This is a genomic window from Achromobacter sp. KK8, assembly GCF_054188005.1.
Genome location: NZ_CM135178.1, coordinates 63,551 through 89,616, shown reverse-complemented (window position 1 = coordinate 89,616; position 26,066 = coordinate 63,551). Strand labels below are relative to the sequence as shown.

Annotated in this window: 27 protein-coding genes and 1 pseudogene; 9 read left to right on the top strand and 19 right to left on the bottom strand. The window is 66.7% G+C overall.

Annotated elements, in window-relative coordinates; translation table 11 throughout:
* Positions 1-80 precede the first annotated feature (80 nt).
* Together ACVN9Z_RS00440 and ACVN9Z_RS00435 are read right to left on the bottom strand one after the other, a co-directional pair.
* On the bottom strand, positions 81-332 hold the full coding sequence (locus tag ACVN9Z_RS00440) for a hypothetical protein (RefSeq protein WP_049051161.1): 252 nt from the start codon (positions 330-332) through the stop codon (positions 81-83).
* 243 nt (positions 333-575) lie between these two features.
* On the bottom strand, positions 576-800 hold the full coding sequence (locus ACVN9Z_RS00435; RefSeq protein ID WP_006383908.1) for a YdcH family protein: 225 nt from the start codon (positions 798-800) through the stop codon (positions 576-578).
* 258 nt (positions 801-1,058) lie between these two features.
* On the opposite strand from ACVN9Z_RS00435, the gene ACVN9Z_RS00430 reads away from it, so the two are divergent.
* Positions 1,059-2,204: a sterol desaturase family protein gene (locus tag ACVN9Z_RS00430; RefSeq protein ID WP_024070034.1), complete on the top strand. Its 1,146-nt coding sequence runs from the start codon at positions 1,059-1,061 to the stop codon at positions 2,202-2,204.
* Between the two features lie 29 nt (positions 2,205-2,233).
* Here the strand turns inward: ACVN9Z_RS00430 and ycaC are convergent, their stop codons facing one another.
* From ycaC to ACVN9Z_RS00415, 3 genes are all read right to left on the bottom strand, one after another.
* On the bottom strand, positions 2,234-2,857 hold the full coding sequence (gene ycaC / locus ACVN9Z_RS00425) for an isochorismate family cysteine hydrolase YcaC (protein ID WP_006383910.1): 624 nt from the start codon (positions 2,855-2,857) through the stop codon (positions 2,234-2,236).
* Positions 2,858-2,987: 130 nt separating this feature from the next.
* Positions 2,988-3,959, bottom strand: coding sequence for a LysR substrate-binding domain-containing protein (locus tag ACVN9Z_RS00420; protein ID WP_006383911.1), 972 nt, complete (start codon positions 3,957-3,959; stop codon positions 2,988-2,990).
* Positions 3,960-4,085: 126 nt separating this feature from the next.
* Positions 4,086-5,033 carry an AraC family transcriptional regulator gene (locus ACVN9Z_RS00415; protein ID WP_110060007.1) on the bottom strand — a complete coding sequence of 316 codons (948 nt, stop codon included), beginning with the start codon at positions 5,031-5,033 and terminating at the stop codon, positions 4,086-4,088.
* A 319-nt stretch (positions 5,034-5,352) separates the two neighbouring features.
* On the opposite strand from ACVN9Z_RS00415, the gene ACVN9Z_RS00410 reads away from it, so the two are divergent.
* Together ACVN9Z_RS00410 and ACVN9Z_RS00405 are read left to right on the top strand one after the other, a co-directional pair.
* Entirely contained in the window at positions 5,353-6,399 is a 1,047-nt protein-coding gene (locus ACVN9Z_RS00410) for an aldo/keto reductase (protein ID WP_006383913.1), read from the top strand.
* 258 nt (positions 6,400-6,657) lie between these two features.
* Positions 6,658-7,395, top strand: a pseudogene (locus ACVN9Z_RS00405) (YoaK family protein); the annotation flags it as partial.
* Positions 7,396-7,451: 56 nt separating this feature from the next.
* On the opposite strand, the gene ACVN9Z_RS00400 reads toward ACVN9Z_RS00405, so the two are convergent.
* From ACVN9Z_RS00400 to ACVN9Z_RS00385, 4 genes are all read right to left on the bottom strand, one after another.
* Positions 7,452-8,198, bottom strand: a complete 747-nt coding sequence (locus ACVN9Z_RS00400) for a hypothetical protein (RefSeq protein ID WP_458212976.1) — start codon at positions 8,196-8,198, stop codon at positions 7,452-7,454.
* Between the two features lie 132 nt (positions 8,199-8,330).
* Entirely contained in the window at positions 8,331-8,876 is a 546-nt protein-coding gene (locus tag ACVN9Z_RS00395; RefSeq protein WP_006383916.1) for a fasciclin domain-containing protein, read from the bottom strand.
* Between the two features lie 121 nt (positions 8,877-8,997).
* Positions 8,998-9,672 carry an anti-sigma factor gene (locus ACVN9Z_RS00390; protein WP_054505136.1) on the bottom strand — a complete coding sequence of 225 codons (675 nt, stop codon included), beginning with the start codon at positions 9,670-9,672 and terminating at the stop codon, positions 8,998-9,000.
* Positions 9,669-10,214 (bottom strand): sigma-70 family RNA polymerase sigma factor, encoded by a 546-nt coding sequence (locus ACVN9Z_RS00385; RefSeq protein WP_458212975.1) that lies wholly within the window; start codon positions 10,212-10,214, stop codon positions 9,669-9,671. Before ACVN9Z_RS00385 ends, ACVN9Z_RS00390 begins: the two co-directional genes overlap by 4 nt.
* A 301-nt stretch (positions 10,215-10,515) precedes the next feature.
* On the opposite strand from ACVN9Z_RS00385, the gene ACVN9Z_RS00380 reads away from it, so the two are divergent.
* Positions 10,516-11,175: a thiopurine S-methyltransferase gene (locus ACVN9Z_RS00380; RefSeq protein WP_006383919.1), complete on the top strand. Its 660-nt coding sequence runs from the start codon at positions 10,516-10,518 to the stop codon at positions 11,173-11,175.
* 88 nt (positions 11,176-11,263) lie between these two features.
* On the opposite strand, the gene ACVN9Z_RS00375 is transcribed toward ACVN9Z_RS00380, so the two are convergent.
* The 4 genes from ACVN9Z_RS00375 to ACVN9Z_RS00360 form a co-directional block, all read right to left on the bottom strand.
* Positions 11,264-11,863 (bottom strand): transglycosylase SLT domain-containing protein, encoded by a 600-nt coding sequence (locus ACVN9Z_RS00375; protein ID WP_006383920.1) that lies wholly within the window; start codon positions 11,861-11,863, stop codon positions 11,264-11,266.
* 227 nt (positions 11,864-12,090) lie between these two features.
* Positions 12,091-14,682 (bottom strand): bifunctional aconitate hydratase 2/2-methylisocitrate dehydratase, encoded by a 2,592-nt coding sequence (gene acnB / locus ACVN9Z_RS00370; protein WP_006383921.1) that lies wholly within the window; start codon positions 14,680-14,682, stop codon positions 12,091-12,093.
* Positions 14,683-14,999: 317 nt separating this feature from the next.
* The gene (locus ACVN9Z_RS00365; protein ID WP_076468653.1) at positions 15,000-15,899 is read right to left on the bottom strand and encodes an FxLYD domain-containing protein; all 900 of its coding nucleotides are present in this window, start codon (positions 15,897-15,899) and stop codon (positions 15,000-15,002) included.
* Complete coding sequence (locus ACVN9Z_RS00360; protein ID WP_006383923.1) at positions 15,889-16,773, bottom strand: FxLYD domain-containing protein; 885 nt, start codon at positions 16,771-16,773, stop codon at positions 15,889-15,891. Before ACVN9Z_RS00360 ends, ACVN9Z_RS00365 begins: the two co-directional genes overlap by 11 nt.
* Before the next feature lie 292 nt (positions 16,774-17,065).
* Between ACVN9Z_RS00360 and ACVN9Z_RS00355 the strand changes: the two genes are divergently transcribed.
* A complete protein-coding gene (locus ACVN9Z_RS00355) occupies positions 17,066-17,830 on the top strand; it encodes a TSUP family transporter (RefSeq protein WP_020926862.1) in 765 nt (254 codons plus the stop codon).
* A gap of 33 nt (positions 17,831-17,863) precedes the next feature.
* On the opposite strand, the gene ACVN9Z_RS00350 is transcribed toward ACVN9Z_RS00355, so the two are convergent.
* Positions 17,864-18,304: a CBS domain-containing protein gene (locus tag ACVN9Z_RS00350; protein WP_006383925.1), complete on the bottom strand. Its 441-nt coding sequence runs from the start codon at positions 18,302-18,304 to the stop codon at positions 17,864-17,866.
* 272 nt (positions 18,305-18,576) lie between these two features.
* On the opposite strand from ACVN9Z_RS00350, the gene ACVN9Z_RS00345 reads away from it, so the two are divergent.
* On the top strand, positions 18,577-18,912 hold the full coding sequence (locus ACVN9Z_RS00345) for a type II toxin-antitoxin system RelE/ParE family toxin (protein WP_006383926.1): 336 nt from the start codon (positions 18,577-18,579) through the stop codon (positions 18,910-18,912).
* On the top strand, positions 18,909-19,250 hold the full coding sequence (locus ACVN9Z_RS00340) for an addiction module antidote protein (protein ID WP_006383927.1): 342 nt from the start codon (positions 18,909-18,911) through the stop codon (positions 19,248-19,250). The genes ACVN9Z_RS00345 and ACVN9Z_RS00340 overlap by 4 nt, the downstream gene beginning before the upstream one ends.
* 30 nt (positions 19,251-19,280) lie before the next feature.
* Here the strand turns inward: ACVN9Z_RS00340 and ACVN9Z_RS00335 are convergent, their stop codons facing one another.
* From ACVN9Z_RS00335 to ACVN9Z_RS00315, 5 genes are read right to left on the bottom strand one after another with little or no spacing between them, the layout of a single operon-like run.
* Positions 19,281-20,294 (bottom strand): proline racemase family protein, encoded by a 1,014-nt coding sequence (locus tag ACVN9Z_RS00335; RefSeq protein ID WP_458212974.1) that lies wholly within the window; start codon positions 20,292-20,294, stop codon positions 19,281-19,283.
* Positions 20,295-20,333: 39 nt separating this feature from the next.
* On the bottom strand, positions 20,334-21,125 hold the full coding sequence (locus tag ACVN9Z_RS00330; protein WP_006383929.1) for an ABC transporter permease: 792 nt from the start codon (positions 21,123-21,125) through the stop codon (positions 20,334-20,336).
* Complete coding sequence (locus ACVN9Z_RS00325; RefSeq protein ID WP_054438659.1) at positions 21,122-21,970, bottom strand: ABC transporter permease; 849 nt, start codon at positions 21,968-21,970, stop codon at positions 21,122-21,124. Before ACVN9Z_RS00325 ends, ACVN9Z_RS00330 begins: the two co-directional genes overlap by 4 nt.
* A complete protein-coding gene (locus ACVN9Z_RS00320) occupies positions 21,967-23,016 on the bottom strand; it encodes an ABC transporter ATP-binding protein (protein WP_241076513.1) in 1,050 nt (349 codons plus the stop codon). Before ACVN9Z_RS00320 ends, ACVN9Z_RS00325 begins: the two co-directional genes overlap by 4 nt.
* 16 nt (positions 23,017-23,032) lie before the next feature.
* The gene (locus tag ACVN9Z_RS00315; protein WP_458212973.1) at positions 23,033-24,088 is read right to left on the bottom strand and encodes an ABC transporter substrate-binding protein; all 1,056 of its coding nucleotides are present in this window, start codon (positions 24,086-24,088) and stop codon (positions 23,033-23,035) included.
* Positions 24,089-24,212: 124 nt separating this feature from the next.
* Here ACVN9Z_RS00315 and ACVN9Z_RS00310 point away from each other — a divergent pair, with 124 nt between their 5' ends.
* Both ACVN9Z_RS00310 and ACVN9Z_RS00305 read left to right on the top strand, forming a co-directional pair.
* A complete protein-coding gene (locus ACVN9Z_RS00310) occupies positions 24,213-25,295 on the top strand; it encodes a GlxA family transcriptional regulator (protein ID WP_110060013.1) in 1,083 nt (360 codons plus the stop codon).
* 24 nt (positions 25,296-25,319) lie between these two features.
* The gene (locus ACVN9Z_RS00305) at positions 25,320-26,030 is read left to right on the top strand and encodes a glutathione S-transferase (RefSeq protein ID WP_458212972.1); all 711 of its coding nucleotides are present in this window, start codon (positions 25,320-25,322) and stop codon (positions 26,028-26,030) included.
* Positions 26,031-26,066 lie beyond the last annotated feature (36 nt).

Below are 26,066 nucleotides of genomic sequence, written 5' to 3'. Positions count from 1 at the left end.
CAGACTAGCGGCTGCAGGGTGATTAGAGAATCTAAAGATGCTAATCCATCTTTAGAGATACTGAAGGAACGCCGGGCGGCTCAGTGGCGCGGACGGGTAGGTTCGGGCTGCAGCTTGTCGAGCTGGGCCTGCAGTGAATCGAGCAGCAGTTGCAGTTGTTCGGAGGTCATGGCGTAGACGCGGCCGCGGCCAGCGCGGCCCATCGCCGTGGGCGAAGGATCGCTCAGGAAATCCAGCCGCAGCAGCAGCGAATCATGTTCCCGCAGCGGCATCATGGCCCAGCCCGTCACGGGCGACACGGCTTCGCCGGCCTTGAAATCTCTGTCTTGCACCTTGCACCGTCCTGTTTGCGCATCCGGCGGATGGCCGGAAGGCCTGATTTTATTAATTCAGTTATTTGTCAGCAAGCGGGCGCCTACATAATCGGACGGGATAACTGGACAAGGGGCAGGAGCTTTATCCCGTCGATGGGCGGCGGACGCCGTGGCAGCGTGGCGGCGACGGCTTGCCAGGCAGCAAAAAGGCGCCGCGATGGCGGCGCCCTGCGCAATGATCGGGCTCGGGAAGGAGGGTGGTCAGCCGGCGCTCTGGTCTGCCGCCTTCAGCAAGCTGTACAGCTTGTCCTTGAGCAGCAATTTTTCCTTTTTCAGGATTTCGACGCTGGTGTCCGAGGCCGGCACGATGCCCGCCTCCATATTCTTGATTTCCTGGTCCAGGTCGTTATGGCGCTGGAACAGGGCCGAGAAGTGACCGTTCTCGGCTTTCAGGCGGGTGATCAGTTGGCGGTACTCAGGGAACATGACGGCCTCTTGCTGGATCCGGGTGGAAGGGGACTGCGCGGGGCCGGCGGACCGGCCCGTAAACGAACTGTCGGTTCCATGACATAACAATGCCCCGTCAAAGTCAACCCGCCGCGCCCGTGCCGCCGCGGCCGGTTTGACGCGGCGCAAGCACGGTTCAGGCGCGCCGTCGCCTGGTCTTATCTACTCACGTTTGTTTACATGGCATGCCTGGGCCGGGGATACACTCGCTTCCCCGTGGTCTGCCATAAAAGTGAAATGAATCAGCGCGCGCCCATTTACCGTCAGGTCCTGGATTTGTTCAAGCAGGACGGCCGCATCCGCCCCGGCACGGGAATGATCACCGGCGTGATCGCGCTGTTCCTGGCGATCCTGTCCGTACTGGGCGTCCTGGCATTTCATTTCCCGGCATATCTGACGACCCCGGAGCTACGCAGTTTCTATACGGTGGAGGCAATGCGCACGCTGCTGTTCGCCGCCTTGCTGGCCTCCGGCACCATTGCCTTGACCAACATCGTGTTCGGCCGCCAGCGCTGGCTCAATATCGCCGCTTTCGTGCTGGTGTGCTGCGCGGTCGCGGCGGGCGGCAGCCAGGTCGTGGTGACCTCCTCCAATACCGGCCACCACCCCTATCTGGGGCTGGACTGGTTCATCCTGGACCTGCTGGCCTCGAGCACGGTGTTCATCATCTTCGAGAAGCTGTTCCCCCTGTACCCGGGCCAGCCTGTGTTCCGCGGCGAATGGCAGGTGGACATGAAGCATTTCCTGTTCAATCACCTGTCGGTCGGCGCGGTGCTGTTGTGCATCAACTTCTTCGTGCACCGGTTGTTCTCGTGGGCCGCGTATGAGCCGCTGCAGCAGGCGATCCAGTCGTTGCCGTACCTGGCGGAACTGTTCGTGGCGGTGCTGGTGGCGGACCTGGTGCAGTATGCCGCGCACCGCGCGTATCACGAGGTGCCGTTCCTGTGGCGCATCCACGCCGTGCACCACAGCACCCGTACGCTCGACTGGCTGGCCGGTTCGCGCCTGCACATCGTCGAGCTGCTGATCACGCGGGTGGCGGTGCTGGGCGTGCTGTTCGCGCTGGGCTTTTCCAAGCCGGTGCTGGATGCCTACATCATCATCGTCGGCTTCCAGGCGGTGCTCATCCACTCCAACGTCAAGCTGCCGTGGGGCTGGCTGCGCTACGTGATCGTGACGCCGGACTTCCATCACTGGCACCACTCGTCCGACACCGAGGCCATCGACAAGAACTACGCGGCGCACCTGTCGTTCATCGACTATCTGTTCGGCACGGCGGTGCGCGGCACCGGCAAGCGCCTGCCGGAAAACTACGGCATTCTCGACAACGACATGCCCGGCACGTTCCTGGCGCAACAGGCCTACCCCTTCCGCAAGAGGTAGGCCCGCGAGGCAGGCTTGCGCCGGACGGCTTACTTGCCCTTGGTGGTCGAGTACGACGCCATCAGGTTGCGATAGTCGGGGATGTGGTTGGCGAACAGCGTGCCCAGGCCCTCGATGTCGTTGCGCCAGTCGCGATGCAGTTCGCAGGCCACGCCGAACCACGACATCAGTTGCGCGCCGGCCTGTTCCATGCGGCTCCAGGCGGCGTTGCGGGTGACTTCGTTGAAGGTGCCCGAGGCATCGGTCACCACGAATACGTCGAAGCCTTCCTCCAGCGCCGACAAGGCGGGGAAGGCCACGCACACTTCGGTCACCACGCCGGCGATGATGAGCTGCTTCTTGCCGGTGGCCTTGACCGCCTTGACGAAGTCTTCGTTGTCCCAGGCATTGATGTTGCCGGGGCGGGCGATGTAGGGCGCCTTGGGGAATTTGTCCTTCAGCTCCTGCACCAGGGGGCCGTTGGGGCCGTCCTCGAAACTGGTGGTCAGGATGGTGGGCAGCTTGAAATAGGCGGCCAGGTCGGCCAGCGCCAGCACGTTGTTTTTGAATTGATCGGGTTGGAAGTCGCGCACCAGGGACAGCAGGCCGGCCTGATGGTCGACCAGCAGTACGGCGGCTTCGTTCTTGTCCAGTTTGACGTAGGGTTTGCTCATGGCTTTGCTCCGGTTGCGTGAGGGAGGCGGGGCCCAGGGCCGCGCCGTGGTCAGGATCTTGAGTCTGTAGCCTGCATCCTAGATTAGCCGGGGAACATGTCGGTAGTGGTTCAAAGCGATCCTCAGCGTTCTATTCCTGGGACGATATATATGCCTCTTGAGCGATCTGGGGGCAATGACGGCGCTGCGCCTGGATCTCAAGTTCGCTGATGCCGTGATATTGCTCCGCCATGAAATCCAGCAGTTCGCGCACCGCCGGCAGCAGGCCGCGACGCGAGGGGAAGACCGCGTGCACGTTGCCCGGCTCGGGCTGCCAGGGGCCGCCCACGTTCACCAGGCGCCCCGCATCCAGTTCGTCGTGGATCATGACCATCGGCAAGGCGACGACGCCCACGCCGCGTAGCGCGGCCTGCTTCAAGGCCAGCATGTCGTCGGTGACGAACCGCGGCGAGTAAGGCACCTCCAGGCGCGCGCCATCGGCGCCATCCAGTCTCCAGACGGATTCGCGCTGCTCGGGCCCCAGCGCCAGCGTCGGCAGCTGGCTGAGTTGTTGCGGATCGGCCGACGCGGGCAGGCGCTGCGCCAGTGCGGGGCTGGCCACCAGGCACTGGCGTCCAACGCCCAGGTGCTTCATCACCAGGTCGCTGCTTTCGATCTGGCCAAAGCGCACCCGTACCGCCAGGTCGTAACCCTCGCGCAGCACGTCCACGGGCCGGCTGAAGCTCTTCAGGTACACGTTCACCTTGGGACACTGCTCCATGAAGCGCGCCACCATGTCGCCCAGGAAATAATAGATCAACGCCGGTGGCGCGCTCATGCGGATGGTGCCTTGCGGCTCGGCGTGGGTGCGGTCGATGACTTCCTGCGCCGCCTCCGCGCCAGCCAGCATCGACAGGCACTGCTCGAAATATTCCTGGCCCAGCTCCGTGACCGCGAAGGTACGCGTGGAGCGCTGGATCAGCCGTACGCCGAGCCGTTCTTCCAGCAGCGCGATCCGCCGGCTGAGGCGCGATTTGGGGATGTCGAGCGCGCGTCCGGCCGGCGCGAAGCCGCCGTTGCGCACCACTTGCACGAAGTAGTAGAGGTCGTTCAGGTCTTGCATGGGGGCGCCGGCATTCGCAGTGGGGAGTCCCCAAGCATATCGCCGATTCCCGGTCAGGCGCTCCGCGTCGCGTCGCCGGGAGGCCCGAGCCGGGTGGCTGTGCGGCTGCGGCCGTGCGTCACAGGATCAGGCAGCCGCCAGCGCTTCGTCCTTCCAGCGCTGTTTGTCGCGCAAGGGCGGCGTGCCGAACAGGCGGCTGTATTCACGGCTGAACTGCGACGAACTCTCGTAGCCGACCGCATGGGCCGCCAGGGCCACGCCGGCATCATCGGTCAGCATCAGCCGGCGCGCCTCCTGCAGCCGCAGGTGCTTCTGGTACTGCAGCGGGCTCATGGCGGTGGCCTGCTTGAAATGATGATGCAGTGACGACACGCTCATATGCACGTCGCGGGCGATTTCCTCGACCCGCAATGGCAGCGCGTAGTTGTCGCGCAGGATGCGGATCGCCTTGGCCACCCGATTGAGCTGGCTGTCCTGCAGCACGGTCTGGCGCAGCACCACGCCCTGGCCGTTCATCAGCAGGCGGTACAGCAGTTCGCGCTTGAGCATGGGCGCCAGGATGGGGATGTCGCGTGGCGTATCGAGCAGGCGGAGCAGGCGCAGCATCACGTCCAGCAGGGTGCCGCCCAGCGGATTGACGCACATGGCACGCGAGGCTTCGGCCGGCACCAGCGGCGGCAGGTTCTCGTCGCTGATCAGGGCGGTGATTTCCTCTGGGTTCAGGTCCAGCCGCAAGCCCAGGTAGGGCAGGGTCGGGCTGGCCACCGAGACCTTGGCCACCACCGGCAGGTCGACTGAGGAGATCAGGTAGTGGAACGGATCGTACTCGTAGGCTTCGTCACCGATCAGCACCCGCTTGGATCCTTGCGCGATGACGGCCAGCGCCGCCTTTTGCAAGGCGGGCTTGGGACCGGTCGGCTGCGAGATGCGGTGCAGGAACAGGCCTTCGATGGGTGTATCGAGCGAGCCTTCGAGCGTGCCGGTCATGCGCTCGAGCAGGCACAGCAGTTCGTGCCGGGCGGGTTCGAAAACGGCATTCGGCGGGGTGATCGTGTCGGTGGGGACGGGAGGCATGGAGGGGCTCCGGGCAAGGCGCCCTTGCGCGCGCGTGGCGGGCGGGGCGCCGGAGGATCAGGCGTCGTCGAGTGTAGATCCAACCAGCGAGCCTGCGTGCCATCCGGCAAGTGGGTGCGGAGGAATAGGCAAAAAACATGGAGGATCGGGCGCATGCCAGGGAGGGGGGCGGCCGGGCCGGAGGATCGGGCAAAAAAAGGGCAGGATCGAGCATCGCCGGCGGCCCCTCCGGCGCCGCATACTGTTTCCACCCCGGCCGTGCGCCGCCGCCGTCCCATCCCGGGCCGGTACCGCGCCGTGCCTGCGAAGGAGTGCACTCATGCGGTACAAGAAATTCGGCAATACCGGCCTGTTCGTTTCGGAATTGTGCCTGGGCACGATGACCTTCGGCGGCGAAGGCGAGTTGTGGAGCAAGATCGGCGCCTTGCAGCAGGAGGACGCCAACCGGCTGGTGGGCCGTGCCCTGGAGGCGGGCGTCAACTTCATCGACACGGCCGACGTGTATTCGGAAGGCCGTTCCGAGATCATCACCGGGCAGGCGCTGCGCGACCTGAAGGTGGCGCGTGACGATGTGGTCGTCGCCACCAAGGTGTTCGGCCAGACCGGGCCAGGGGCCAATGCCCGTGGCAATTCGCGTTTTCACATCATGGACAGCGTCAAGAAGAGCCTGGCGCGCCTGCAGCTGGACCATATCGACCTGTACCAGATTCATGGCTTTGACCCGGCCACGCCCATCGAGGAAACGGTGCGGGCGCTCGACAATCTGGTGCAGCACGGGCACGTGCGCTACGTCGGGGTATCCAACTGGGCGGCCTGGCAGATCGTGAAGGCGCTGGGCATCGCCGAGCGCCTGGGCCTGGCCCGTTTCGAATCGCTGCAGGCCTACTACACCATCGCCGGCCGCGACCTGGAGCGCGAGATCGTGCCCATGCTGCAAAGCGAGGGGCTCGGCCTGATGGTGTGGAGCCCGCTGGCGGGCGGCCTGCTCACCGGCAAGTACGGCCGCGATGGCCAGGCCGCGGCCGGCGACCGCCGCGCCCAGTTTGACTTCCCGCCGGTCGACCGCGAGCGTGCCTTCGACAGCATCGACGTCTTGCGCCAGGTGGCCGAGGCGCGCGGCGTGTCGGTGGCGCAGGTTGCGCTGGCCTGGCTGCTCCATCAGCGAGCGGTCACCAGCGTCATCATCGGCGCCAAGCGCGTCGACCAGCTGGACGACAACCTCGCGGCCACCGCCATCCGCTTGACCGGCGACGAACTGGCGGCCCTGGACAAGGTCAGCGCCCTGCCGCCGGAATATCCGGGCTGGATGTTCACGCGCCAGGGCGAGTTCCGGCGCAAGCAGCTGAGCGAGTCCGACGCCGTGTGAACGGATTTGGGCTGGTAAAGCGTCGATGGCGGCGGCTGCCGCCTGCCGAAGGGGCGGCCGGGCGGGTAGAATCCTGGAACCAGGCGCGGCCGGCCAGCCGGCCGCGCCGCCTATTTCCGGGAGCCTCCGTATGCCGCGCACCGCGCGCGTTGCCACCCTGGCGCAGCGTGACAAATCGCTGGCCGCGCTCGAACTCATGCCGCGCACCGGCTACGTGGGTCCGTGGGACCGCCCGACGCGCTAGCGTATCGCGTCGCCATGGCCATTCCTTTCCTGCGCCAGCTCACCGCGGTCAGCCGCACGCCGCAGGCCAACCGGCGGCTGGCCTACTTCCTCACCTTCGTCGCCGGGGCGGTCAACGCGGGCGGGTTCCTGGCGGTGCAGCAATACACCTCGCACATGTCCGGCATTGTTTCGATGATGGCCGATCACATGGTGCTCGGCAGCGTGGCAGTGGTCTTGCAGGGATTGGCCGCGTTGCTGTCGTTCCTGGCGGGCGCGGCGACGTCGGCCTCGCTGATCAACTTTGGGCGGCGTTCGCACCTGGCCAGCGAATTCGCGCTGCCCCTGGTGCTCGAGGCCTTGCTGCTGCTGGCCTTCGGCCTGCTGGGCGCGAACCTGGGGGACCTGCGCTGGTTCTACGTGCCGGGCACGGTGATGCTGCTGTGCTACATCATGGGCCTGCAGAACGCGATGATCACCAAGGTGTCCAAGTCCGAGATCCGCACGACCCACGTGACCGGCATGGTCACCGACATCGGCATCGAGCTGGGCAAGCTGTTCTACTGGAATCTGGCTCACGACGACAAGGCTGGCGGCCCGCGAGTGCGGGCCGACCGTGGCAAGCTGATCGTGCTCAGCACGCTGGTCACGCTGTTCTTCTGCGGCGGGGTGGTGGGCGCCTATTCCTTCTTCCACTACGGTTTCGGCTCGACCCTACCGCTGGCGTTGTTCCTGCTGGTTCTGGCGGCGGTGCCGGTGGCCGACGACATCCGCCATTTCTTTGCGCGCCCCTAGCTTTGCATGACCCTGGCGCCTGGTCCGGGCGCGGCTCAGGCCTTGGCGTGTGCCAGAAAGACCTGCAGCGCGGCGGCCGTCTGCCAATGCAGGCTTTCGAGGCGGGCGTCCCTGGCCGGGTCGGTGATGGCGCGGCCCTTGGCGTCGATGGGGTAAGGCTCTCCCAGCAGCCGCGCCATGTCGATCTGGTAGTGGCTGCTGTCGCCATAGGGGCGCTTGCCATCGATGAACGGCATGGGCCAAAAGGCGTCGCCTTCACGCAGCACCGCTTCCAGTTCGTCCTTGCCGGCTTCGCGCCAGCTGGCCGCGCGCAGCAGCGTCAGGTGCTCGCGCCGCAGTTCGAAGCGGCCCTGCGCGTCGACGCCGCTGTCGGGAAAGTCGAACATCTCCCGGCGCTCCGGCGGCACGGCGTAGCGGCCGGGCGCCAGCCGCCCCAGCTGGCGAACATAGGTCGGCACCAGCCGGCAGACTTCCGCCAGCCGTTGCGCCGCCAGCGCGGGGGCGCGCGTGTCCAGTGCCGCCATGGCCGCGGCCAAGGTATCCCTGCCGCCCAGGGGATGCTCGAATTCGATGCCGGGCGCGCCCGATTCCACCGGAATCCAGATCACGCCCAGGCGCCGCATCAACGCGGCGTGTTGCGCGCCATAGCGGATCTGCCCGGGGGCGGCCTGGAACACCTGCCTGACAATGGTGTCGCGCCCCGGGCTCGCCCGGGCGCGCAACGGCGCGCAGGCCAACGCGGCCAGGGCCAGGGTGAAGCGGCGGCGGGAAGATGAAGGCATGATCGGCGGCATGCAGGCCCCTGGCTCAGGATGGAGCCCCTACGATATCGCGAAATCCCGGCATGCACGCCGCGCGGCCATGGGCCCGGCATTGCCGCCGGGCCCATGGCCGCTCTCCGAGGCTCGCCGCGATCACTTGGGCATGAGCACGGTGTCGATCACATGGATCACGCCGTTGGACTGGTAGACGTCATAGGTGCTGATATTGGCCACGCCGCCCTTTTCGTCCTTGACGACCAGGTTGTGCTTGCCGTTCATCATGACCCAGAGCTTGCCGCCGCTGGCGGTGGCCAGTTCCGTGACGCCGCCCTTCCTGGCCCGGGCGGCCAGCGCGTCGAAGTCCAGCTTTCCCGGAACGACGTGGTAGGTGAGGATCTTGGCGAGAGTCGCCTTGTTCTCCGGCTTGACCAGGTTGTCGACGGTCCCTGCCGGCAACTTGGCGAAGGCGGCGTTGGTGGGCGCGAACACGGTGAAGGGGCCCTTGCCCTGCAGGGTATCGACCAGGCCGGCGGCCTTGACCGCCGCCACCAGGGTGGTGTGGTCGGCGGAGTTGACCGCGTTGGCGACGATGTTCCTGGCGGGCATCATCGGTTGTCCGCCCACCATGACGTCGGCCGCATGGGCGGGCGACAGGGTCAGGGCAGAGCAGGCGATGGCAAGCGAGGCTAGCAGTTTCATGACGATCTCCTTTTTGGTTGGCCGTCACCAGGAGATACGCGGCGCCTGGGCCGTTGGATGCAGTCGCTTGATCAGGACAAACCCCAGGTGGAGCCATTTGGCGCCCGCCCGTGGCGCGGGCTCAGATCACCTTGCCACTCAGCACGATCGGACCGGTCGGAACGCCCTGCGGCGCGCCGCCCGGTGGTTCGAGCGAGACCGCCACCGTATCACCCTGGCGTGGCGGTTGGCGGGGGGTGATGAAGGTGATGGCGCCGGGCGCCAGCAGCCCGAGCGAGCGCGGCGCCTGGCCCGGCGAAATGGCCCACAGCTCCAGCGCGCGACCGTCGGCCAGCGCCGTCAGGTCCTGCATGGGCTGGACAGCCAGGCGCTGATCCGACACGCGATTGAGCACCAGCAGGGCAGGCGTCTTGTCTCCGGCGAGGACGGCGATGGTCTGCGGCTCGCGCGATGACGGGGTGGGCGTCAGCGTCAGGAAGGCCAGCGCCACGACGGCCGCGGCCAATCCGGCCGACAGGGTGCGCCACCATGTCAGTCCGCGCCAGGACGAGCGTGCGGCGTCGCGCGGCGCCGCGATGCGAGCCCGTACCGCCTGCCAGACGCGCGGCGGCGGCGCTTCGGGCGGCAGGGCCAGCGCCAGTGGCAACAGCCGTTCCTCCCATTCGGCCACCGCCCGGCGCAGCGCGGCGTCTTCCCGCATCAACTGCATGAAGCGCCGCCGCGCGCCCGCGCGCAGGCCGCCGAGCACGTATTCAGCGGCCAGGCGGTCCTGCAGGTCGGGATCGCGATAGTTCATTCCAGGCACCTCTTGAGCCGCAGCAGGCCGCGGCGTATCCAGCTTTTTATGGTTCCCAGCGGCGCATCCAGGCGGGCGGCGATGTCCGGATGCGCCATGTCGTCGAAGAACGCCATGGCGATCGCTACCCGCTGCGGGCCTTCCAGCTGCCCCATGCAGTCGGCCAGTCGCTCGCCGTCGCGGCTGGCGGACAGGCGGGCCAGCGGGCCGGGCGCGTCGTCCGCCATGGCCAGCGTCAAGCTATCGTCGGGGTCTGGCAGTTCGATGCCTGGACGCCGCAACCGGTCGATGCAACGGTTGCGGACGATGCGGGTCATCCAGGTCATCGCCTGGCTCTGCTCGGCGCGGTATTGGCCGGCCTGGCGCCAGATCGAAACGAAACATTCCTGCAGCACGTCCTCGGCGGCTGCCTGGTCTCTCAACATACGCCTGGCGAGCGTAAACAGATGCGGGGACGCAAGCCTGTACAGTTCGGACAGCGCGGATTCGCGCTGTTGCGCACATTGGGCGAGCAGGTCCTGGAGGCGCTGGGCGTCGGGCATCGGATCCTGGAAAACGTCGATCGCGTCGGTGGGGGCAGGCCGGCTAAAGCATACCGGCGCGGCGCCCGCGCGTCACCCTGGCGCGACCACTACAATAGCGGGTTTGACGGCCGGTCCGGCACGCTGCCCGGGTCATGGCCGGCACGGGATGCCGGTAAGCGCGCCTTTCGGGCGTCTGTTCAAAACCTCGATCGGCTTTCGGCCGGTTAGTATCCAGGGAGCATTGCCATGCCGCGCACCGGCGCGCGGCATTGTCCGCGAATCGCGCGATTCGCTATTTTTCCGGAGGACAAGAACAAACATGGACGCGGAATTCTGGTTGGAGCGCTGGCGTGACGGGCGCACGCATTTTCATCAGACACGAGTGACGCCGCTGTTGCAGAAATACTGGCCGACACTCTCGGTGCCCGCGGGCGGCAAGGTGCTGGTGCCGCTGTGCGGCAAGTCGCTGGACATGGTCTGGCTGGCGGCGCAGGGCTACCAGGTCCTGGGCGTGGAACTGTCGCAGTTGGCCGTCGAGCAGTTCTTCACCGAGAACGAGCTCAAGCCGGTGATCCACGAGAGCGCCTATGGCAGGCACTACGTGGCGGGCAATATCGAGATCATCTGCGGCGACATCTTCAAGCTGGACGCGCCGCTGCTGTCGCACTGCGTGGGCGCGTATGATCGTGCCGCGCTGGTGGCGCTGCCCGCCGACATGCGCGGCGACTATGTGCGCCACGTCTATGGCCAGCTGGCGCCCGGCTACCGTGGGCTGTTGATCACCCTGGACTATCCGCAGGAAGAAATGGACGGGCCGCCATTCGCGGTGGTCGACGCCGAGATGCGCAATCTGTTCACCGGCGTGTCGCCAGCGGTCATCATCGACCGCCGCGACATCCTGGCCAAGGAACCCAAGTTCGCCGAACGCGGCGTCAGCCGGCTGGACACCGTCGTCTACCGGCTGGGGGTCCAGGCCTGAGAGGTTGCCGGGCGGCGCGTCGACGCCGCCCGTCGGGCGCTCGGGGCGTGCCCGGCCTGCCGCCTGGCGCCGTGTCCCGCTCGCCGGCTCAGAAGAACCAGCCGCCGCGGGTCAGGTCCTTCTCGCAGCTCTTGTACTGGCTGGCGAACTTGTCGGCGCGCGCCTGCACTTTCTTTGATACGGTCTTCAACCACGCCTTGCGGTCGTAGCTGCGGTTGCGATAGCCGGTCCAGCCCTCGTGGTAGTTCAGGTACTGGCCATAGGCGTCCCATTTGGAGATGCCATTCAGGCGCTGGGTCTTGTTCATGTACCAGCCCATGAAATCGAGCGCATCGGCGAAATTGTCGCGGCTGGCGCCCCAGCCGCCGGCATCTTTCTTGTAATCGGCCCAGGTTTCGTCCTTGGCCTGGGCGTAGCCGTAGGCGGAACTGACCCGGCCCCACGGAATGATGCCCAGGAAGTAATAGCGCGGCGGCACCGCGTCCTGCTTGAAGCTGGATTCCTGGTACATCATCGCCATCGGCACCGGCACCGGCGCGCCCCATTTCTTCTGCACCTTCAGCGCGGCGTCGTGCCAATCCGGCTTTTCGCGGAAGATAGCGCAGATGTTCTCGGGATTCGAGGGCGGGGCGGTGGCGCAGCCGGCCAGCGCGGTCAGCAGCGGCAGCGGCATCAAGAGCCGTGTCATTGGCGGTTTTCTCCCGGTGCCGGCGGGCGGCGGTTACGTCTTGCTTGTCACGATTTGCGGTGATTGTATGAAAACGTATCGCCGTGAAAGTTCCGTCCCCTACTGTCGGACGCATGGCAGGGTGTGTCAGTCCGATCTGCGGCTTCGCCAAACCCGTGGGCCACGCCAATGAAAACAGCCCCGGATCACTCCGGGGCCGTGTCGCAGGCGAGCCTACGTGGCGAGGTTTACACCTCGATCACGTCCGCCACGTCCTTGTAGTCGGCGATCTTGTCGAAGTTCAGGTACTGGTAGATCTGGTCGCCGCTCTTGTTGATGACGCCCATGTCGGCCATGTACTCGTCCTTGGTCGGGATGCGGCCCAGCTTCGAGCAGATCGCGGCCAGTTCGGCCGAACCCAGGTACACGTTGGTGTTCTTGCCCAGGCGGTTCGGGAAGTTGCGGGTGCTGGTGGACATCACCGTCGCGCCTTCGCGGACCTGCGCCTGGTTGCCCATGCACAGCGAGCAGCCCGGCATTTCGGTGCGGGCGCCGGCGGTGCCGAACACGCCGTAGTGGCCTTCCTCGGTCAGCTGGGTGGCATCCATCTTGGTGGGCGGGGCCACCCACAGCTTGACCGGGATGTCGCGCTTGCCTTCGAGCAGCTTGGACGCCGCGCGGAAGTGGCCGATGTTGGTCATGCAGCTGCCGATGAACACTTCGTCGATCTTGGCGCCGGCGACTTCCGACAGCGTCTTGACGTCGTCCGGGTCGTTCGGGCAGGCCACGATGGGCTCGTGCACGTCGGCCAGGTCGATCTCGATGACAGCGGCGTATTCGGCGTCGGCGTCCGGTTCCAGCAGCTGGGGATTGGCCAGCCAGGCTTCCATCGCCTTGATGCGGCGGCCCAGCGTGCGCTCGTCTTCGTAGCCGTTGGCGATCATCCACTTGAGCATCACGATGTTGCTGTTGATGTACTCGATGATCGGTTCCTTGTTCAGGCGCACCGAGCAACCGGCGGCCGAACGCTCGGCCGAGGCGTCCGACAGTTCGAAGGCTTGTTCGACCTTCAGGTCGGGCAGGCCTTCGATTTCGAGGATGCGGCCGGAGAAGATGTTCTTCTTGCCTTGCTTGGCGACCGTCAGCAGGCCCTGCTTGATGGCGTACAGCGGGATCGCGTTGACCAGGTCACGCAGGGTGACGCCGGGCTGCAGCTTGCCCTTGAAGCGCACCAGCACCGATTCCGGCATGTCCAGCGGCATCACGCCGGTGGCGGCGGCGAAGGCGACCAGGCCCGAACCGGCCGGGAACGAGATGCCGATGGGGAAGCGGGTGTGCGAGTCGCCGCCGGTGCCGACGGTGTCGGGCAACAGCATGCGGTTGAGCCACGAGTGGATCACGCCGTCGCCCGGACGCAGCGAGACGCCGCCGCGGGTGCTGATGAACTCGGGCAGCGTGTGGTGCGTCTTGACGTCCACGGGCTTCGGGTAGGCGGCGGTGTGGCAGAACGACTGCATCACCAGGTCGGCCGAGAAGCCCAGGCAGGCCAGGTCCTTGAGTTCGTCGCGGGTCATGGGACCGGTGGTGTCCTGGCTGCCGACCGAGGTCATCTTCGGTTCGCAGTAGGTGCCCGGACGGATGCCGCGGCCTTCCGGCAGGCCGCAGGCGCGGCCGACCATCTTCTGGGCCAGCGAGAAGCCCTTGCCGGTGTCGGCCGGGTCCTTGGGCAGGCGGAACAGCGTCGACGGGGCCAGGCCCAGCGCTTCGCGCGCCTTGGCGGTCAGGCCGCGGCCGATGATCAGCGGAATGCGGCCGCCGGCGCGCACTTCGTCGAACAGCACGTCGGACTTCACTTCGAATTCGGCGATGACTTCGCCGTTCTTGATGGCCTTGCCTTCATAGGGGCGCAGCTCGACCACGTCGCCCATTTCCATCTTGGAAACGTCGAGTTCGATCGGCAGGGCGCCGGCGTCTTCCATGGTGTTGTAGAAGATCGGGGCGATCTTGTTGCCCAGGCACACGCCGCCGAAACGCTTGTTCGGCACGAAGGGGATGTCTTCGCCGGTGAACCACAGCACCGAGTTGGTGGCCGACTTGCGCGAGGAGCCGGTGCCGACCACGTCGCCGACGTAGGCGACCAGGTGGCCCTTTTCCTTCAGCGATTCGATGAACTTCACGGGACCGCGCTTGCCGTCTTCTTCCGGTTGGAAGGCGGCGCCGTCGCGCTTGTTCTTGAGCATCGCCAGGGCGTGCATCGGGATGTCGGGGCGGGTGGTGGCGTCCGGGGCCGGCGACAGGTCGTCGGTGTTGGTTTCGCCGGGCACCTTGAAGACCGTGATGGTCAGGCTTTCGGGCAGTTCGGGGCGGCTGGTGAACCACTCGGCGTCGGCCCAGCTCTGCATCACGGACTTGGCGTTGGCGTTGCCCTTGTCGGCCTTTTCCTTGACGTCGTGGAAGGCGTCGAACATCAGCAGGGTCTTTTTCAGGGCGTCGGCGGCGATCGTGCCGATTTCCTTGTCGTCGAGCAGTTGGACCAGCGGGCCAATGTTGTAGCCGCCCAGCATGGTGCCGAGCAGTTCGGTCGCCTTGGCGCGGCTGATCAGGGCACAAGCTTCGGTGCCCAGGGCCACGGCGGCCAGATACGAGGCCTTGACCTTGGCGGCATCGTCCACGCCGGCCGGAACACGGTGGGTCAGCAGATCGACCAGGTTCTGCTCTTCGCCCGCGGGCGGGTTCTTCAGCAGTTCGATCAGTTCAGCGGTTTGTTTTGCCGTCAGGGGCAGCGGGGGAATCCCCAGGGCCGCGCGTTCGGCAACGTGTTGGCGGTAAGTATCCAGCATGTGAGGCCTGCTTAAAGTCGGGTTGGAAGAAGGGTTGTCGCCGGAATTGTAGAGGGAAGAGGGGGCCGCTAGCAAATGTCTTATATCTTATATAAGACTTGGGTCGATAGACGTTGCCTGCGGGCCACGCCGGGGCGTCGCCCGGCATGGCGGTGGCGGTCCGGCGAGCCTGAAAATGGGGTCGATTCGGCCTTCCGCGCCGGGGGGCGCCCCGGGCGGGACGTCGCGGGCGCGCTGCGTCAGGCACCAAGCCGCGGTGGAGTAACGGTGCCTTGCGCTGCCTCGATCAATTGCGGGCGGGCCGCGCCGCCCGTGGCTCAGTTGGCCTTGGCGTCGTACACCACGCCCACGCGGGCGAAGTTGGCGCCATACTGCTTGACGTCCAGCTGGAACGGCGCGCTCTCGCCCGGCTTGAGCTTGGGCAGGCGCAGCTCCGAATAGCGCGCGCCGGTCAGCTTGTCCTGGGCGTCGTAGAGGCTGACCCAGACCTTGACGTTGTCGATCTCGGCGTCGTCGTTGTTGCGCACCCGGCCATGCACGGTGACGTACTTGTAGCGATAGCGGTAGGTGAAATTCAGGGTGCCGGTGCCGATGCCGGCCTCGGTGTTCTCGACGCTGATGTCCAGCGCCGGGCGCGAGCCGGGCAGGGCCGCGCGCTTGGCCGGCTTCCAGTGGGTCTTGACCTCGGAATAGCGCTCGAAATTCTCGCCGTTCAACAGCACCGGAATGCGCTCGCCGGGATAGAGCATGGCCGGCAGCGACCATTCCTGGCGCAGACGCAGGGGGCGCGAGCCGTCGAACACCGAGATCTCCATACCCGGCGACAACGCCACGTACTTGTCGCTGCGGTTGACCACCTCGGCCAGCAGCAGCGGACGTTCGATCTCGTCGAGCAGGCGGCGCGGCGGCGACAAGGCCAGCGCCGCCGGATCGAAAAGGGCGAAGTCCGGATCCAGCAGTTCGGCCGTGGTCAATCGCACATCGTCGATGATGCGTGGGTTGGCGGGGCTGACACGCACGATGCGGCTGGCGGGGCCTTCGGGAACCGGCGCCGTGGCGGCGGGCGCCGGCGCGGCCTGGGCTGCCTTGGGCGCGTCCCAGGGCAGCAGGCCGTTGTACTTGGCCAGGGCATAGCCGCCGGCGGCCAGGATGATCAGCACCAGCCCGGCCCGGGCGGGCCGCGACAGGGGCCGTGCGGGGGAACGGTCAGCCTTCACTTTGCACCATGTAATCGTAGGATCCGACCTTGCCTTCGGCCAGCATGTCGCAGCGCACGTCGAACGAGGTCAGCGCGCCGGGGGCGAGCGGACTGGCCGACCCGTAGCCATTGCCGGTGCCGATCAGCTTGCCGTCCTCGCCGTACAGCATCACCGTCACCTGGGTGCTGCTGGCCGCGGCCGTGCCCTTGTTGCGCAGCAGGCCCACCAGCCGATAGGCGCCATCGTTGCGCACCAACTGCACTTTGTCGGCGGCGACCTCGCGGGCGTTGCTGTGCGCCAGCGACGGCGTGGCCGGCTTCAGGACGTAGCGGCTATAGGCGGTGTCCGGCAGGGAGATCGTCACCGGGGTATATTCGCCCGGCAGCAGGGTGCGCGCCATCGGCGAACCCGAGGAGGACGACAGGGTCAGCTCGCCCTGGTAGAACGTGGCGGTGACGCGCGGCGCATCGATCTTCTTGCCGGTCTCGTTGCGCATCAGCATCACCAGTTGGCTACGGCCGCGCGAACGCACCTCCTGCACGTCCGTCAGCTTGACCAGCGCCGCATCGATCGGGGGAGGCGCCGCGCGCGAAGGCGGGCGGGTCGACGAACCACTGGTGAACAACGAGGCGGTGACCGGCACCAGGATGGCGGCAAGCACCACCAGCCCGATCGCGATGACCGCGCCGGGCTGCAGCCTGGCTGCTGGCGCCGGCTGCTGCATGCCGCGCAGAATCTTCTCCAGGCGCTGGGCGACGTTGTCCTCGACCAGGGTGACGGCGTGGCAATGGCTGCACTGGTACTCGTTGGTGTCCAGCTTGGTGAACTGGGCGCTGCCGCAGGTCGAGCAGGTCAGCGTCACCGTATTGATCGTGGTCTGTTTGGGTGTCATGCGTGGGGACGGGCGGGCCGCGTCCGGGGTGGCGCCGGGATGGCGCGGCCCGCCCGGGCGCGGCGGGCATACTGGGCGGCAAGGATAGCGGCCGGGCGCGGTGGACGGGGTGCATGAGCGCATCCGATTATTACAAAATGTAGGAAAACCGCCCGGCAAGCCCTGGACCCGGTGCTATCATCGCCGGCGTCGAACACCCCTCTAGATACGCCGTTTCTCCCAAGTCGTTCCGCTCCGGATCGCGATATTTCGCGGCGGGGCCGAGCCGAGGCAGGTCAGGCTCCGCCCCAGCATGAGCATCCTCCAACACGTGTTGTTCCTCGCCTGCGTGGCGCTGGCGACGTACGCCCAGACCATGACCGGTTTCGCCTTTGGCCTGGTGCTGCTGGGCCTGTCCGGGGTGTTCCAGCTGGCGTCCGTGTCCGAGGTGGCCAATGTGGTCAGCGTCCTCTCGCTGGTGAACGCCGTGGTTACGCTGGCGCGCGCCAAGCCCCAGGTCAACTGGCCGTTGATGGCGCCGGCGCTGCTCAGCAGCCTGGCGGGCGTGGCGGTGGGCGTGGCCGCGCTCGCCTGGATCAGTGGCGCCATGGCGGTGCTGCTGCAATTGCTGCTGGGCCTCACCATCATGGCCTGCGCCGTATTGCTGGTGGCGCGCGCCCAGCCCCTGGCGCGCCTCTCGTCGCGCGCGTCGTTCCTGTTCTTCGGCGGCGTTTCGGGCGTGCTGGGCGGCCTGTTCTCCAGCGCCGGGCCGCCCATGGTCTATCACCTGTACCGCCAGCCGCTGCCGCTGGCGTCGATCCGCAACAGCCTGCTGGTGCTGTTTTCGCTGAATGCCGTCGTGCGCCTGACGCTGGTGGCGGGACAGGGCGCCTTCATGGCGACCTCGTTCTGGCTGAGCCTGCAGGCCCTGCCGGTGGTGATCGGCGTGACGTGGGTGGCGCGCCGCTATGCCACCGCCGGGTCGATGAAGACCGTCAAGCGGATGGTGTTCGTGCTGCTGCTGGCGGCCGGCCTGGGCCTGGTGGTGCCGGCGTCGCGGCTCCTCGCGGCGGGCTAGCCGCGAGGCCCCCGGTGATGCCGGAGATGGCGTTCAGCCGCGCTCGCCGGTGATGTAGCGTTCGAGTTCGGTGATGATGAACTTCTGTTCGCTCATGACGTCCTTGACCAGGTCGCCGATGGAAACCAGGCCGACCAGCTTCTGGTCCTGGATGACCGGCAGATGGCGGAAGTGACGTTCGGTCATCAGCGCCATGCAGTGTTCTCGGGTGTCTTCCGGACGCACGTAGAAGACGGAATCGGTCATGATTTCGCGTACCTTGGTGGTGCGCGACGAGCGGTCCTGCAGCACGATCTTGCGGGCGTAGTCGCGCTCGGTCAGCATGCCCAGCACCTCGTCGCCCTGCGCCACCACCACGGCGCCGATACTGCGCTCGGCCATGGTTTTGATGGCGTCGTACACGGACGAGTCCGGTGAGACGGTCACGACGGCGGGGTTGGCCTTTTCCCTGAGAATCTCAGCAACTTTCTTCACGATGTGCTCCCGAATCGCTGGCAAGGTTCACGCGCCGGCCTGAGTCCGTGCCGGGCGCCTTCAGCCGGCGCACGGTCTGGCCGTGGCTCCATCCTAAGCCCGGCGACGGGATTGCCGCAAGTTTGCCGGCCATAGCGTTGCGGTCGGCCACAATAGCGTGGACAGCGGCGCGGACGGGATCATCGCGGAATGTCATTTGATTCCGATATATCCGTTCATGATCAAAGCCGGTTGCCCGCTTGATAATTTCTCTGTAACTTATAAGCTACACCATGGCCGTCGCGACGATTGAGTTGCGGCGCTACGTGACCGCGCAGGGCATATCGCCATTCGGCGTGTGGTTGCGAGAACTCGGCGACGCCAAGCTGCGCGCATGGATCGAAGTGCGCCTGAAGCGCATCGGCGCCGGTCTCCTGGGCGATTGGCGGGCCGTTGGGCAAGGTGTCATCGAATTTCGTCTGGATATCGGTCCGGGTTATCGCGTCTATGCCGGCAGGCATGGCACCCGCTTGATCGTGCTGCTGGCCGGGGGCGCGAAAGGCACGCAGCGGCATGACATCGAACTGGCCAGGCGTTATTGGGCGGACTGGAAGCAGAGGCAGGCATGAACAATCGCCAACATGACATCACGTCGATTTCCCATACTGCGGAGACCATCGCCGAATTGCGCGAGGATCACGACTTCGCGGTCGAATACCTGAAGGCGGCGCTGGAAGAGCTGGACCATCCGGATCATCGCGCCGCCGGACTGCTGGCGCTGCGCGACGTGGCGGAAGCCTATGGCGGCATCGCCGCCGTCGCGGCGGCCGCGGGCATCTCGCGCGAGGCCCTGTACCGCGCGCTCTCGCCCCAGGGAAATCCGACGCTCAAGACGCTGCTGGCCGTGCTGCATGCCGTCGGCATGCGGCTATCCGTGGTGCCGGCGGGCGCGGCGCTGAAGGTCTGACGCCGCGCCATCGCCGGCCGCCGCGCGTCCTCAGCGGATCAGGAATCCCGCGCCCACCGGATCGTTCTTGTCGATGACCCAGCGCGCCGTGCCCAGGATGCTGGCCGTGCCCTTCACCGTCGGCCGCACCGCCCGGGTGCCGTTCAGGTCGACCTCGCCCAGCAGGCAGCCTTCGAAGGTGCCGCTGCCCAGCAGGCCTTCGGACCTGATCGGCTGGTTCAGCCCCATCTTGCCGCGCGCTTCGAACATGGCCATCATCGCGCTGGTGCCGGTGCCGCCGGGCGAGCGGTCGAGCTGGCCGGCGCTGAACACGTGCACGTTCTTGTAGAACGCGCCCTCGATCGTCGGCTGGTGCCAGAACGTGATGAAGTTCAGGTTGTTGATGTGCGCTTCGGTCGGATGCTGGATGCGCTGGCGGGCATTGAGCTGGTCGCGCACGATCAGGCCCATGCGCGACAGTTCGGTGCCGTTGTCGGGCGAGATGCGCAGGTCGCAGTTCGACAGGTCGACGATGCCGAAGTAGTTGCCGCCCCAGACGATGTCGGCCGACAGCTTGCCGTAGCCCGGCAATTCCACCGGGATGTCCTGCGCCGCGACATAGGCCGGCACGTTCTCGAAGCGCGTCCACAGCACGTTGTCGCCTTCCGAGGCCACTTCCGACACCACCAGGCCGGCGGTGGTCTCGAAGCGGATGCGGGTGATGCCGTCCTGGCCGCGTGGCACCAGGCCGTTGGCCACCATGGCCATGCTGACCGCGATGGTGCCGTGGCCGCACATGTGCGAATACTCGGTGCCGTCGATGTAGATCAGGCCGGCGTCGTACTCGGGGCTGGACGGCGGCGTCAGGAACACGCCGAACATGTTCTTGTGGCCGCGCGGCTCGCGCATCAGCGCCTTGCGCAGCCAGTCGTAGTGCTGCTCCAGGAACGCGCGCTTCTCCAGGATGGTGGAGCCGGCGGGGTACGGAATGCCGCTGTGCACGATGCACAGGGGCTCGCCTTCCGTATGGGTATAGATGACATCGAACGCGTCTTGCTTGCGCATGACAGTGACTCCAGGCGGTAGATAGGGGGAAGAGGAAAGTTATTTGCCGCGTTCGGACAGCATGTCCAGCCCGACGGTCAAATCCAGGATCACGATGGCGACGACCGCAGCCACGATCGTGGCGCCCGATACGGCTGCGATGGTCGGATCGATCGTGTATTGCACGTAGTTGAAAAGCTTCACGGGGATGGTGTTCAGGTCCGCCGTGGTGTTGAAAATCGACAGTTCCACATTGATCCACGACGAGATGAAGGCGAAGATCGAACCGGTCACAATGCCCGGGCGGATCTGCGGCAGCACCACCAGGAAGAACGTGGTCCAGGGGTTGGCGCCCAGGTCGGCCGACGCCTCCTCCAGCGCGCGCTGTTCCGGCGTCAGCAGCGTCAGGGTGGAGCGCAGCACGAACGGCGCGATGATCACGACGTGGCCGATCAGCAGCGACAGGAAGCTGCGGGTCAGGCCGAAGTACGCGCCGAATTGCAGCAATGCCGCGCCCAGCACGATGTGCGGCAGCACCAGCGGCGACATCAGCACCGAGGTCAACGCGGCCTTGCCCGGGAACTCGTAGCGCGCCAGCGCCAGCGCCGCCGGCACCGTCAGCAGCACCGCCGCCACCGTGGCGGCCAGCGCCAGCACCGTGCTGGTGGTGAACGCGGCCATGTAGCCGGCCTCGACCAGCAAGGTGCGGTACCACTCCAGCGTCCAGCCCTGCGGCGGAAACGCCAGGTACGGCGTGGCGGTGAACGACGCGCCCAGGATCACCACGAGCGGCAGCGCCAGGTAGGCCAGCACGGCCAGCGCGGTCAGGCGGATCAGGTGGCGGGCGATCATCGCGCGGCTCCCGGCAAGGCGGCGGCGCGGTTGGCCAGCGCCACCAGGATCAGGGTGAAGACCAGCAGCACCATGCTCAGCGCGCCGCCGTAGTGGAAATCGAACACCGTGCTGTATTGCTGGAAGATCAGCATCGACAGCACCGTGACGCGGCCGCCCGACAGCAGCGCCGGCGTCACGTAGGCGCTGACCGCCAGCGTGAAGACGATGATGGCGCCCGACACCACGCCGGGCAGCGTCAGCGGCCAGGTTACGTGCAGGAAGGTCGCGACCGGGCTCGCGCCCAAGTCGGCCGAAGCCTGCTCGCAGGCCGGATCGACCCGCGCCAGCGCATTGCCCACCGCCAGCACCACGAACGGCAGCAGCACGTAGACCATGCCGATCAGGATGCCCAGCTCGGTGCCGATGAAGCGCATCGGCCGGTCCACCGCGCCGGTGGCCATTAAGCCCTGGTTGACCAGGCCGTTGCGGCCCAGCAGCACCATCCAGCCGAAGGCGCGCACGATGTTGCTGGTGAACAGCGGCACCACCAGCAGGATCACGCAGGCGCGGCGCCAGGCCTGCCAGCGCACCACGCGCACCAGGTACCAGGCCAGCGGATAGCCCAGCAGCAGGCAGGCGACGGTGGTGAACAGGGCCAGCCGGAACGTCACCAGGATTACGTCCCAGTGGTATTGGTCGGCCAGCACCTTCATGTATTGCGCGGCGGTCGGCGTCAGTCCGTCGGGTCCGCCGGTGGCGCTGGCCAGCGCCACCACCGCCAGCGGCGCCAGGAAGAAGGCCGCGAAGAACAGCACCGGGGCCGCCAGCAGCAGGCCGGGAGAGAGCCAGGCGCGCCGCGTCATGGCTGGCCGCCGATCAGGTGCAGGTGCTCGGGCGCGAACGCCAGCGTCACCTCGCCGCCGGCATGCAGGCCGCCGGGCGCGAGGCCGCCGTGGCGCGCCACCAGCGTCTGGCCGCCGATGTCGACGTGGATCATGCTGTGGCTGCCCACGTTGATCACGTCGCTCACTGAGCCGGTCAGCATGGCGTCGGTGCGCTCGCACAGCTTCAGGTCCTCGGGCCGCAGCACGGCCAGGCCGCGACCCGCCGCCGGGCGTTGGGCGAGCGGCACGCGCAGGCCCTGGGCATCCAGCATCAGGGCGCCGTCATCGGCCACGGTATAGGCGATGAAATTGGCGTCGCCGATGAACTCGGCGACGAAACGCGTGGCTGGCTGGCGGTAGATGTCGGCGCCGGCGCCGACCTGCTCGATGCGGCCGGCGTGCATGACCACGACGCGGTCCGCCATGGTCATCGCTTCTTCCTGGTCGTGGGTGACGAAGATGAAGGCGATGCCGAGGCGGGCCTGCAGATGCTTGAGTTCGAGCTGCATGCGCTTGCGCAGCTTCAGGTCCAGCGCCGACAGCGGCTCGTCCAGCAGCAGCAGCTTGGGCTGGTTGACGATGGCGCGCGCCAGCGCCACGCGCTGCTGCTGGCCCCCGGACATCTCGCGCGGATAGCGCGGACCGAAGTCGGCCAGGCCGACCATGTCCAGCGCATCCCGGGCGCGCTCGGCCGCTTCCGATTTCGACGCGCCCTGGCGCCGCGGACCGTAGGCGACGTTCTCCAGCACCGTCATGTGCGGAAACAGCGCGTAGTTCTGGAACACGGTATTGAGCGGGCGCTTGTGCGCCGGCAGCCGGCTGACGTCCTGGCCGTCGATCAGGATCCGGCCCGATTCCGGCTGCAGGAAACCGGCGATCGACTTGAGCAGCGTGGTCTTGCCGCAGCCGCTGGGGCCGAGCAGCGCCACGAACTCTCCCTGCTGGATCGCCAGGTCGATGCGGTCCAGCGCCTGGTAGGCGCCGAAGCGCATCGACACGCCTTCGATGGTAAGCAAAGCGGACATGGGGAACGGACCTTGCTCAGCGCTTGCGGGCGACCTGCCGGTTCCACGCGTCGGTGACCTCGGCGCGGCGGGCGTTGATGATGTTCCAGTCGAACAGGCTCAGGTTCTTGACCGAGCCGTCGGCGCCCCAGGGCAGCTTGCGGGCCACGTCCTTGGATACCTGCACGTCCTTGACCGCGGGGCCCAGGTACAGCTTGGTCGCCAGGCAGGCGGCCGCGTCCGGCGTCAGCGCGGTGTCGATGAACTTCTGCGCGGCGGCCTTGTTGGGCGCGCCCTTGACCAGATGCAGGCGGGCGTCGGTGGCCCACACGCCTTCCTTCGGCACGCTGAAGCCGATGGGCAGGCCCTTGTCGATCAGGTCCCAGGCGCCGACGTTGAAGTGCGCGCCGATCACGGCTTCGCCGCTCTGGAAGGCGTTGGTGGCCGCGCCCGAGCTGTCGAAGAACAGCGCGGTGTCCAGCGAGGCCAGCTTGGAATAGAGCGGCCCCAGGTTCGACGGGTCGATTGCCCACACCCGCGCCAGGAAGGAGATGAACGGCACGCCCGACGAGTTGGCGGGCGAGGGCACCGCCACCGCGCCGGCATACTCGGGCTTCCACAGGTCCTTCCAGCTGCTCGGCGGCTGCGTCACCTCCTTGGTGCTGTAGGTGATGCCGAGCGAGTAATAACCGGTGCTGACCGCGAAGGCGGCATTGCCGTCGCGGTACACACCCTGTTCGATGACGTTCTTCAGGTTGGGAATGGCGCCGGCATCCAGCGCATCCAGCACGCCGGCCTGCTGCGCCAGTTCGCTGATGCCGCCGTCCATCCAGGCCACGTCGATGGTGGGCGCTGCCTTCTGCTGCTGCAGCTTGGCCAGCGTGGTGGTGGAGGTGCCGACTTCCGGCACCACCGTGACGCCGGTGGCCTTGGTGTACGGTTCAGCCACGCAGGCGCGGAACGCGTCGCCCCAGTTGCCGCCATACCAGGCGACGGTGATTTTCTGCTGCTGCGCCAGCGCCGCGTGCGAAGCCAGGAGCAGCCCCGCGCCGAGCGCAGCCGCGCCCAGCGCGCTGCGGGTGTTCGTTGCCATGTCGGATTCCCCTTGTAGATTTGTCGATCCGCGACTCATTGACTCAAGTACCACAGGCGCATCTTGGGCGATCCTCGGGAAAACGAGCTTGAAGGCGCGGGACATAAACTTGAATAATTGCGTCATGTCCGTCGTCGCGCCACCCCCGTCCTTGCCGCTCTCCTATGAAGACGGCGAAGCGCACCCGCCTCAGGGAAAACCCGCCCTGACCATCGGCATCGTGCTGCTGGACCAGTTCACGCTGGCGGCGTTCGCCGGTTTCGTCGACGTGTTGCGGCTGGCCGGCGACCATGGCGGCCGCAGCCGCCAGATCCATACCGCCTGGCGCGTGATGAGCTGGGACGGCAAGCCGCGCTGCTCCAGCGCCGGCCTGACCATCGAAGTGGAAGCCGGCCTGCCCGACGATCCGGCGCAGTTCGACTACATCGCGGTCTGCGGCGGCAATGATTATTCGAGCGGCCGCATGCCCGAGCCGCTGCGCGATTGGCTGCGGCTGGCGGCGGCGCTGCGGGTGCGGCTGCTGGGCATCTGCACCGGCACCTTCGCCCTGGCGCAGGCCGACGTGATCGGGCCGCGCACGGTCTGCGTGCACTGGAACGTGCTGGAAGCCTTCCGCGAGCGCTTCGCGCAGACCCGCGCCGTGGTCGATCGCCTGTTCGTCGACGAAGGCGACCTGATTTCCTGCGCCGGCTCGACCGCCGCCATCGACCTGGGCCTGTACCTGGTGGCGCGCCATTGCGGCCGCGACAAGGCGCAGCAGGCCATGCGCCACATGATGTTGCAGGGGGCGCGGCCGGGCCGCGTGCCGCAGGCGCATTTCCGCACCGACCTGTCCGGCATCCAGGACCTGCGCGTGCGGCAGGCGGCGCATTTCATCGAGCAGCGCATCGACAATCCTCCGCCGCTGGACGCCATCGCGCGTTACGTCGGCGTGGGCCGGCGCCAGCTGGAACGGGCCTTCCGCCTGGCCACCGGCATGTCGCCGATGGCGTTCCAGCGGCAATTGCGGCTGGAATATGGCAGCTGGTTGTTGCTTAATAATGCCTGCAGCATCACGCAAATCGCGCTGGATTGCGGATTTGCCGACGGCGCGCATTTTTCACGCGATTTCCGCGCGCATTTCGGGCAATCCCCACGCCAGTATCAGCAAAGCCACGGGCGGCAGGCCGCGCGGCACGAAGGCGAAATCAGCGTCTTTCCCGCGTAGCCTTGCGCCCGCAAGGAGACCGGCATGACATACGACCTTTGGTATTGGGACGGCATACCCGGACGCGGGGAATTCGTGCGCCTGGCGCTGGAAGCGGGCGGGATTCCGTATCGGGAGCGCGCGCGCGAGCCGGCCGGCGACGAAGACGCGCTGGTCAAGGACATGCTGTCCGACCGCAAGCATCCGCCCTTTGCGCCGCCGTACCTGGTGGCAGGCAAGATGACCCTGGCGCAAACCGCCAACATTCTGCTGTTCCTGGGTGAAAAGCACGGCCTTGCGCCCGCCAGCGTCGAAGGCCGGCTGTGGGTGAATCAATTGCAGCTGACCATCGCCGATATGGTGGCCGAGGCGCACGATACGCACCACCCCATTTCCGCCAGCGATTATTACGAAGACCAGAAAGAAGAGGCGGCGCGGCGTGCCCGTGATTTCCGCCAAGCGCGTATTCCGAAATTCCTGGGTTACTTCGAGCGGGTGCTGAGCGGCCCGGACGCCTGGCTCGCGGGCGGCAAGCGCTGGAGCTACGCCGACCTGTCGCTGTTTCAGCTGGTCGATGGCCTGCTTTATGCCTTTCCGCGTCGCATGCGGACGCAGGCGGTCAGGTTTCCCAATGTCATGGCCTTGCACCGCCGTGTCGCCGAATTGCCGGCGCTGCAGCCCTATTTCACCAGCGGTCGCCGCCTGCCGTTCGGCGAAGGCATATTCCGCCATTATCCGGAACTGGACGCGGAATAACGATTCCGGTTCGCAGTAGGGCGCCGCGGGCGGATT